Source organism: Gluconobacter sp. P5H9_a (assembly GCF_018812085.1).
GTDB lineage: Bacteria > Pseudomonadota > Alphaproteobacteria > Acetobacterales > Acetobacteraceae > Gluconobacter.
Window position 1 is genome coordinate 1 of sequence record NZ_JACRVW010000028.1, and the last position, 9,070, is coordinate 9,070.

Consider the following 9,070-nt stretch of genomic DNA (forward strand, 5'->3'; position numbering starts at 1 on the left):
ATCGTGCCGCGAACGCCGAGGAGTGGGAATGTTGCAACAGCTTGAGAAGGCCGACACCGTGCGCCGCATGGTTGCACCACGAACCGCACAGAAACACAAAGTCGCACTAGGCCAGTTCATGACGCCTTCGAGTGTGGCCCGCTTCATGGCGTCCATGTTCCCGGCCAGCTCTGTGCAGACCTGCAGACTACTCGATGCCGGTGCGGGTGTTGGAGCGCTGTCCTGCGCCTTTCTCGATCGCTGGGTGACTGGCGGCTTCGGCTTCAAGGCCGTGGAGGCGACGGCCTACGAAATTGACGACACCCTTCGTGACCACTTGGCGCGGCACCTAGCGGGCTATCAAGGAGTAACCCCCCGGATCATTTCGGACGATTTCATTGAGCAGGTGACCGCCAATGATCTGTTCGCGGTTAAGTCGCCAACGGGTTATACCCATGCCATCCTCAATCCGCCGTACAAGAAAATCAACAGTAAATCAGCGCACCGTCTGGCCCTGCGTCGTGTCGGCATCGAGACGGTGAATCTGTATTCCGCATTTGTGGCACTGGCCGTGGCTGTGGCCGCGCCCGGTGGCCAGGTCGTGGCGATCATCCCGCGCAGCTTCTGCAATGGCCCATACTATAGGCCTTTCCGCAACTTCATCCTGGAACGGGCGGCAATCCGTCAAATGCACCTGTTTGAGTCGCGCAGCAAGGCATTCAAGGATGACGACGTACTGCAGGAGAACATCATCATCCGCTTGGAGCGTGGCGGGGAACAAGGACCGGTGACTATTTCTACATCTACCGATGACAGCTTTTCCGACCTGACTACCAATGAACACCCGTTCGACCGGATCGTGTTCCCGGATGACCTGGAGCGGTTCATTCATGTGCCGACCACGACCGAGAAAAGCACCATCGAGCTATCGCCTGCCGTGCGCTACTCCCTGGCCGACATTGGAGTGACGGTATCGACCGGGCCAGTAGTCGATTTCCGCTTGAAAGCTCATCTGCGCGATATGCCGGAGCCTGGCGCTGTTCCCTTGATCTATCCTGGCCACTTGAGCATGACCGGCACTGTCTGGCCTGTGCAGGGCTTGAAGAAGTCCAACGCGATCATGTGCAACGATGAGACGAAAAAATGGCTTTACCCGAACGGGTTTTATTGCGTGGTGCGGCGCTTTTCTTCGAAGGAGGAGAAGCGCCGTGTAGTGGCAAGCATCGTTGATCCTGCCGCTTTCGGCGATCATTCGGTGCTGGGCTTCGAAAACCACATGAACCTGTTTCATGAGAACAAACACGGCTTGCCCGAAGCGCTAGCCCGTGGGCTGGTCGTATTCCTGAACACGACCGCAGTAGATGAGCATTTTCGGCGCTTCAACGGCCATACGCAGGTCAATGCAACTGACCTCAAGCTGATGAAGTACCCAAGCCGTGACACCCTGATCCAGCTTGGCGAATGGGCCATGAAGCAAAGAACATTTACGCAGGACCAGATCGACGCCAAGCTAGGAACCCTGACCGAATGAACGACAAGCACGACTACATCGAGGCCACGCAACAGATCATTATTGCCTTGGGCTTACCGAGGGCGCAGCAGAACGAGCGTTCTGCGCTGTGTCTGCTGGCGCTCCTGAATCTCATACCGGGTAAAGCGTGGGTCGACGCGGAAAACCCGCTTGTCGGCATCACGCCCATCATGGATTGGGCGCGCGAACACTATGGCAAGGAATATGCGCCGAACACCCGCGAGACGTTTCGCCGGCAGACCATGCACCAGTTTTGTGATGCAGGGCTTGCTGTTGCAAACCCCGATCAGCCAACACGGCCGCGCAATAGTCCCAGATGGTGTTATCAAATCGAACCCGCCGCGCTGGCCTTGCTTCGCACCTTCGGCAGTTCGGCGTGGCATGACAGCTTGACGGACTATCTCGCCGAGCGGGAAACCCTGGTTGCCCGCTACGCCAAGGAGCGAGAGCAGAACCGTATTCCTGTCGAGATTGCACCGGGCAAGGAAATTACCCTTAGCCCTGGCGAGCACAGCGAACTGATTCGGGCCATCATCGAGGACTTCGCTTCGCGCTTTGCGCAGGGTAGTGTGCTGGTCTATGTCGGTGATACGGGCGACAAGTTTGGGTATTTCGACGCGCCTTTGCTCGCGAGCCTGGGCGTTGACGTCGATTTACATGGCAAGATGCCTGATGTAGTAATGCATTACACAGCGAAAAACTGGCTGCTTTTGGTTGAATCCGTTACTAGTCATGGGCCTGTCGACGGTAAGCGTCATAATGAGTTGGCGAAGCTGTTCGCAGGATCGACAGCGGGGCTCGTGTATGTCACTGCGTTTCCCAATCGAGCGATTATGGGTCGTTATCTCGGAGAAATCGCTTGGGAAACTGAGGTGTGGGTGGCGGATGCCCCGTCGCACCTAATCCATTTCAATGGCGTTCGCTTTCTTGGGCCTTACTCGGAGGATGATTGAGGTAATGGCAAACAGTCAAGTTCATCCACAAGGTTGGATTTCTCTTTTGATAGAGCCTGAGCGTGAAGAACAGGCCAAGCGAATGCGTGCAGAACGTGACCGCCAGTATGGAAACATCTACGCCGAGGTGGCCACGGATGAGAGATGGGTGGGCGATTTAGGCGAAATCGTGTTCAACTCGTGGCTAAAGCATGAAGGCGTCCAGAACTTTCAGTGGGTGCGGGACGATGCAGCTGGCCAACCTGATTTCATTACTGGGTTGGGCACCCGCATCGGTATTAAGACGGTAAAGCGTCAGGTGCCACCCCGAGAGGATTACACGGCTCAGATCACGGCCCGTCATGCGAGAGAGCCTATCGACCAGTTCTTTTTTATGACCTACGAGATCACCAACCGTCGCATGTGGCTGCTGGGTGGCCGGGGACGCGAGCGCTTTCTAGATCAGGCGCGCTATTATCGCGCGGGTGAATGGGTGCATCCGAAATATCAGGTCCGGCAAGGTCACGAAATTTACAACATCGAGATCAGCAAGCTGGTATCGCCTCATGAGTGGTTACAGTCGTTGCCATATGGACGATTTAGATAAATCCAATATGATCAGAAAAATAAGGTGCTTGACTTAATGAAAGAAAAATTTCTTCTGTCTCTGTTGCAAGTTGTCAGTGATTGGCAGCGTAGTTCTACAGTTGAGCGTGCGGAGAGATTGAAGAGAGAGAGAGTGCAAAGAGCTCTCTGACGATTTTCGGTCCTGTCTACTTCTTTGTTACAGGCAAATCATATTGCCTAAAGAGAGCGTATGGAGTCTTATCGGCGAAGATAGATTGCCAGAGAAAATATCATCTTGGACAGTGGATATTGAAGTTGCGAAAGCCTTCAAGGTTGGGGTTCCACCTCAAGGTCAGGATTTTCAAGGGACAATTATTTATCTGCATTCACCCGAGGGCAGCGTTATCGTAAATTTATCGAAGCTGTTTCGTAATTCCGACTTTCTAGCGGTAATGAAAGCGAACAAGTCCAACATTACTGGCTATCAAGAAGGTGCAGGGCGATATGGAAATAGCGAGAAGGAAGTTGTGCTAGAGATTGGCGCGGTAACGCCAGAGGACATTTACTCGCTGGGGGGGGTAATCAAGTCCATTGAATGAGCTTATCGCTCAAGCTGCTGATCTATGTATAGGCGTTCTGCCACGGACACCGAGCGCCGTCAGTTACTGTCAGATGCCACATACGCGGCCGTTACTGCGGGGCCTAGCTGGCTTAATATGGACGCTACGCGGCGTGTTCTCGCTCGGATAAGGCCTAAAGTTGAAGAAATGCGTGATGTGAAGCGGCTGCAGGATAGCGGTTCAAGATAATTGAAAATGGCATTATTCATGGTATCTAGAGTGTTTGTTATATATAATTATTTGATTTTAAATTATTTTAGTGAATTATTTACAATCGAGTGGGAATTATAAATAAAAACCACAAAGCTGACATTCCGCTTGTCGTTATAACTGGTGGTCTGCTCTACATGGACAATGCAGACAGGCTACTCTCGCCTCATGTCGGTCGTTCCGACTCAGCTTTCGATTTCTCCGAAGCAGACGTAAACCTCTTCGGTATAGTAATTGACAACTCTAATCCCGAGCGCGGCATTCACGGATCCCTAGGTTAACAGATGAACAACACTTTTATAGATAATCCGGATGATGAGCAGTGGAAGTCTGCGTGTGATTGCGCTGATTTCTACATCCGTCGTGACATAGCCCGGAGTTATGGGCTGGAAATGACGTTCGAATTCGTCTTCGAATTTCTGAAGAAGGAATTACCCGAACAGCTCTACGCCCGAGCACTGGAATACAGGCTTAAAATTCTTTCAGTCGAAGATATCCATAATGACTGCCGGCAGGTCCTGTCTGAACGCCAGCAGCAAGCTATGAACCTCGCCGCTCGGACCGCGCGCCTCCCATCCAGTCACCCGCGAGCATGGAAGCGCGACGAAGCGAAATATGTTCTCGGACATCACCGATATCAGCTCCCTGTGGGTCAGGGAGGTTTTAATATCGGTACACTGCGCGATCTCACATCGGACCAGAAGAATTGGCGGCAATCACTTGTTTCCGATGCGGTACCTTTAGCCGACTTCATGTACGTCTACGATTGCGGCTCGGATCCCATTGCGGGAGTTGTCCAGTCCATACGCTCCATTGTGGCCCGACGTCCCTCTCGCCAACTGGATATGCTTTTCGTGTCGCACTTCGACCGAGATCATATCTGTGGCATTCCTCATCTACTGCATGCAAAGAGGGGGTTGAGGGTCGATACGATTGTAATGCCTTATCTGGATGATATTGATCGCATAATCGCATTCGGAAGAAGCGCGGCGACAAGTGGTGAACGCAGTGCAGAACGCTTCCACGAAGATGTTGTCGTTGACGCCCTCGGTACCATGACAAGTTTCGGGCCGCGGCAGATTGTCATGGTAATGCCGGATGACGACGGCGAAGCGAGTTCGGGCTTTCGAGAATTGCCGCCCGCGGAGCCTACACGGTCTGGCCCTGATGGGATGCTTTGGGAGGGCAGGGTTCCAACCGGCGGGAGAGGTGCTCGACCTACGGAGCGTCGTTCGCCAGACGGAGCGACGCTCGTGCAGCGCATCGAATTCCATGTTGGGACGGGCACGGAAGCTGGATGGCTCTTGAAGCCTCATGTAAAGCGAGCTTCGCAGCGGGATCGCGATGCATTCTGTACTGCGGTGGAGATAGCCCTGAGTTGGCCAAGAGGTAGTTTTTCCGAAAAGGTGAAAGATAAGAAGGAACGTCGGCGCTTGGTGACCAAACACCGTACCGCCGTTGCTCGCGCTTATGCCTGGGCATTCGGCGATAAGAACGAAACCTCCATGACGTTGTATTCCGGGCCAGCCGAGCCGCAGAAGGCTGGTGCCGTGCTGCGCGGCGCGCAGATGTTCCCGAAAGCGCGCGTCGGCTGGATGGGTACCGGAGATATAGACTTCAAAGATCCATTAACGGTGCAGAGATTCCAGAATTACTATCGTGACGAGGTAAATTGGGTGACCACATTTATGTTGCCCCACCATGGCTCGGCGCATAATTTCGATCCATCTCTTTTCGTGATTGATGCGGAGTTGTGGGTAGCAGCTGCTCAACCGATCCACAAAACATGGAAGCATCCCGCGCCGGAGATTGTCAAAGCTGTCAAGGCCAGTGGCGCCAAATTTCGCAAAGTGTGCTCATCATCGAAATCTCTCCTGGAAGAACGAATGGTCGTTTTCTGGCCAGGCTGAACTGGTTTAAGGTTTGTGGGGAAACACATGAGGCTTGAGCTATGATTCAAGCTTCTAATGGAACGCTTTGTGCTGACGGACGCCCAATGGGCGCTGATTGACCCCCAATGCCTTGGCAAATCGATGGATCTGGGTCGAAGTGGTCGGGACAACCGGCTTTTTATGAAAACGGTGCTGTGGATTGTCCGAACGGGAAGTCCGTGGCATGATTTGCCTGCCGTGTTCGGCAACTGGAGCACCGCTTTCCGTCGTTTCAGTGACTGGCGCAATGCCAATGTCTTCGAGCGGATTTCCGATGCTCTGTCCGGCTATCCGGACATGGAATATGAACCGCTCCGGGATTGGCGGAGGAGTCCGCTTTTGAGTGTTAATGTCACAAACTCGATATTCCGATCTCCCCCCTGATTTGTCTTTCTGCTCAGTGAGACAGGAGCAGAAAGACGGCGACGCCCCCTTGTCAGGCATAGGAACTCTTAGTTGGTTCTCCGCATAGCCGACCTGTTCCAGTAATTTATTCGACCCTCTATGATAATATTGATCGCGGAACTTTTAACGAGAAGGCTCAAAATGAGTAAGCAGTCACGACCTGAAGGCGAGTTGGAACAGATGTTTAGGGATCAAATTGATGTGCTAAAACAGATAGGGGAACTTTATGATAAAGGGAGTGTGCCAATGGCGATGATACTCTCTACGATCGTCTCCACCTTGCTTCGTGATGGCGGACGAAACACAACATCTTTACTTCGATCTCTTAACAAGAAAGAAGAAGCAAAATTTATTAGTAGTTCAAGAGGTTTTTATAATGAAATAATGATGAATGGAAATAAATCTGAACACGAATTAAGTCCGGCTGCCCCTCTAATTTTTACGGAAATGGGCTTTGGCGGTCACTATGCCTACAAGCCACTGTGCAGCGTTTTTCCTGATATACCCTGGAAAAGGGCTCTTGATTTTGAAGACTGGTACAACGAAGCCATATTTAAAGCAGAAGATGGAGTATATTTAACAAGAAAAGAACTTATCGCGTCGATGCGCGACCAAGATGGAGGCGCTCATGTTGACAATTATTTGAGTCAAAATTTGTATGTAAAATTAAAAACTGATCCAGAGCCTATCTTTAAAGAGATGATCGATAAGAATCCCACACTCAAAGAAATGATTGGTAAAAAAATTATTGGCGCCCATTACGCTACTATGAGGCAAGTGGCATGGGAAGTACTCGATAGTTTGCGTGAGATTTTACCTTCTTCATGAATTATCTACATTTTCCTTATGTGTTAATTTGTATTACGAAGCTGCTTTTATGCATTTTACAATCGAGGTTATGCGGCGCTCAGATAGAACAAAAAGGTTTAGAATCCTGCTGCGGCATTGGATCCTAAAACAAACCTTCGGTTGCATGATCCGCTGGCGTCGTCTTGTAAAGGACTACGAACAGCGGATCAACGTTGCAGAGGTCATGATCCACACCGCCGTGGGAAGCCTTATGCTATATAGAAGCGCTTATCAGTGAATTTCTAAAAGGACTCTCAGGGGTTGATGGATCCCATCTGCTTATTCGCTTTCTCTATCCGTGCCCCAGACAGAACTTCTCCCATTGCTTCATCATCTCCTGCCGTTTGCTGAACAGATCGCCTCGCCGGTATGCGGCTTCGACCTTGTCTCCAATGGCATGAGCCAGCGCCATTTCCGCCACTTCCCGCGGGAAGTCTGTCTCCTCTGCCGCCCAGTCCCGGAAGCTGGATCGTAATCCATGAATGGTCACGTCCTGCGTGCCAGCTGCACGATGGAGCGCCTTGGAGACGGCGACATCGCTGAGCGGCGATCCGATTTTGCCCCCAGGGAAAACCAGACCATCGGCTGAAGCGGGCGATTTCAGTATCTCCATCCGCCGGAGCACACTGAGGGCACTGGCCGTCAACGGTACGCGATGTTCGCGCTTCGCTTTCATGCGTTCGGCCGGAACCACCCAGATCTGCTTCTCGAAGTCGATTTCAGACCATAACGCATGACGCACCTCACCAGACCGCGCAGCCGTCAGGCAGAGGAAGCGGGCGGCAAGAGCGGCAGAGCCATCCTGTCGACCAAGTCGTGCAAACACAGCCGGAAGATCGCGGTAGGGAATGGCCGCATGATGCACGACCTTGGCCACGGCCGTGGGTTTCGGAAGAATGTTGGCCAGATGACCGCGCCAGCGAGCGGGGTTGTCTCCCTCTCGCCAGTGATGGCTGTGAGCATAGTCGAGAATACGTTCGATCCGCCCGCGGAGACGACTGGCCGTTTCGGTCGTGGTTTCCCAGATCGGACGCAGCACGGACAGTACGTCGTCTGTCTGGACCTGACCGATCGGACGGCTCCCCATAAGGGGATAGACATGCCGCCCGAGAGAACTGCGCCACATGGGTGCGGAACGCGGGTCTTTCCAGGCCGGTGTCTGTTCCGTGATGTAATGCTCGGCGACTTCCTCGAAGGTCCGCTCCCTGACGGTGCTGCGCTTTCTTTTGGCCTGCTCCTCCAAAGGATCGATCCCCGCCAGCAGAAGACGCCTGGCATCGGTCGCCTTGGTGCGCGCTTCGAACAGGGGCACATCCCGAGCGGGTCCCAATCCCATTTCCCGGCGCTTGCCGGTCAAGGGGCTCTTAAAGCGGAAGGTCCAGGCACGCGTCTCGCCTCGGATCGTGATCCACAGGTTTCCGCCATCACCATGGACGCCGTCTTTCAGGCTGGCGAGCTTGCGTACGGTTAACTGGTTTGGCGGAAGCTTGCTCATGGATTTTTAGTCCCATCTTTGATCCCACCTTATATCATATGGTTTCACGCGTCTATGTGCGGTGGTGTGCGTCGTCAATCTGAACTAATAGATTGTTTTTTAGGGTTAAATTCACTCTAAAGTGTTTTGACACGCCTTCATATTGGCGGACATCCCCTCCGCCATTTCTTAATTTTCCCGAGAAAACCAAATATTTAGCTAAAGCCTGTGTGACTTCGCATCAACGCTGCGTCATTGGTCAAACGTCACCTTTTGCTGCAAGCACCTCACGTTGTTCTTAATGCTATGGCCCGATCCTACATTGGACTTGCTACGGTTTTGTGCCGGTATGTGATTTTGTTAGGCGGCTTTAGCCTCGAAAGCGAGAGGGCTGATGTTGCCGAGATATGAATGGCGCCGTCGCGGGTTGTAGAAGCCGTTGACGTACTGGAAGATGGGGGCGGTTGCCTGCTGCCGAGTGGGCCATGTCTGTCGCCAGAGCAGTTCGGCCTTCAGGCTCTTGAAGAAGGTCTCTACGGCTGCATTGTCGAAGCAGTTTCCCCTGCCGGACA

9 protein-coding genes and 1 pseudogene are annotated in these 9,070 nt (G+C 52.7%); 8 read left to right on the plus strand and 2 right to left on the minus strand.

The features are described 5' to 3' along the window. The 8 genes and pseudogenes from KP708_RS14930 to KP708_RS15885 all read left to right on the plus strand — a co-directional run. Window positions 1-1,510 (plus strand): Eco57I restriction-modification methylase domain-containing protein (locus KP708_RS14930; protein WP_215757213.1); only part of this gene is annotated, 1,510 nt, incomplete at its 5' end. Continuing rightward, on the plus strand, window positions 1,507-2,463 hold the full coding sequence (locus tag KP708_RS14935; RefSeq protein ID WP_215750505.1) for a BsuBI/PstI family type II restriction endonuclease: 957 nt from the start codon (window positions 1,507-1,509) through the stop codon (window positions 2,461-2,463). The genes KP708_RS14930 and KP708_RS14935, both read left to right, overlap by 4 nt. 4 nt (window positions 2,464-2,467) lie before the next feature. Then, complete coding sequence (locus KP708_RS14940) at window positions 2,468-3,049, plus strand: hypothetical protein (RefSeq protein WP_215750506.1); 582 nt, start codon at window positions 2,468-2,470, stop codon at window positions 3,047-3,049. 193 nt (window positions 3,050-3,242) lie between these two features. Beyond that, window positions 3,243-3,608: a hypothetical protein gene (locus tag KP708_RS14945; protein ID WP_215757214.1), complete on the plus strand. Its 366-nt coding sequence runs from the start codon at window positions 3,243-3,245 to the stop codon at window positions 3,606-3,608. Window positions 3,609-4,123: 515 nt separating this feature from the next. Continuing rightward, window positions 4,124-5,749, plus strand: coding sequence for a hypothetical protein (locus tag KP708_RS14950; protein ID WP_215750508.1), 1,626 nt, complete (start codon window positions 4,124-4,126; stop codon window positions 5,747-5,749). 57 nt (window positions 5,750-5,806) lie between these two features. Beyond that, entirely contained in the window at window positions 5,807-6,154 is a 348-nt protein-coding gene (locus KP708_RS14955; RefSeq protein WP_215750509.1) for a transposase, read from the plus strand. Between the two features lie 162 nt (window positions 6,155-6,316). Continuing rightward, complete coding sequence (locus tag KP708_RS14960) at window positions 6,317-7,003, plus strand: hypothetical protein (protein WP_215750510.1); 687 nt, start codon at window positions 6,317-6,319, stop codon at window positions 7,001-7,003. A gap of 22 nt (window positions 7,004-7,025) precedes the next feature. Continuing rightward, a pseudogene (locus KP708_RS15885) lies at window positions 7,026-7,262 on the plus strand (IS5/IS1182 family transposase); the annotation flags it as partial. A 54-nt stretch (window positions 7,263-7,316) separates the two neighbouring features. On the opposite strand, the gene KP708_RS14965 reads toward KP708_RS15885, so the two are convergent. Both KP708_RS14965 and KP708_RS14970 read right to left on the minus strand, forming a co-directional pair. After that, window positions 7,317-8,519 carry a phage integrase central domain-containing protein gene (locus tag KP708_RS14965; RefSeq protein WP_215750511.1) on the minus strand — a complete coding sequence of 401 codons (1,203 nt, stop codon included), beginning with the start codon at window positions 8,517-8,519 and terminating at the stop codon, window positions 7,317-7,319. Between the two features lie 339 nt (window positions 8,520-8,858). Beyond that, on the minus strand, window positions 8,859-9,070 hold a 212-nt coding region (locus KP708_RS14970), incomplete at its 5' end, for an IS3 family transposase (RefSeq protein ID WP_215750512.1).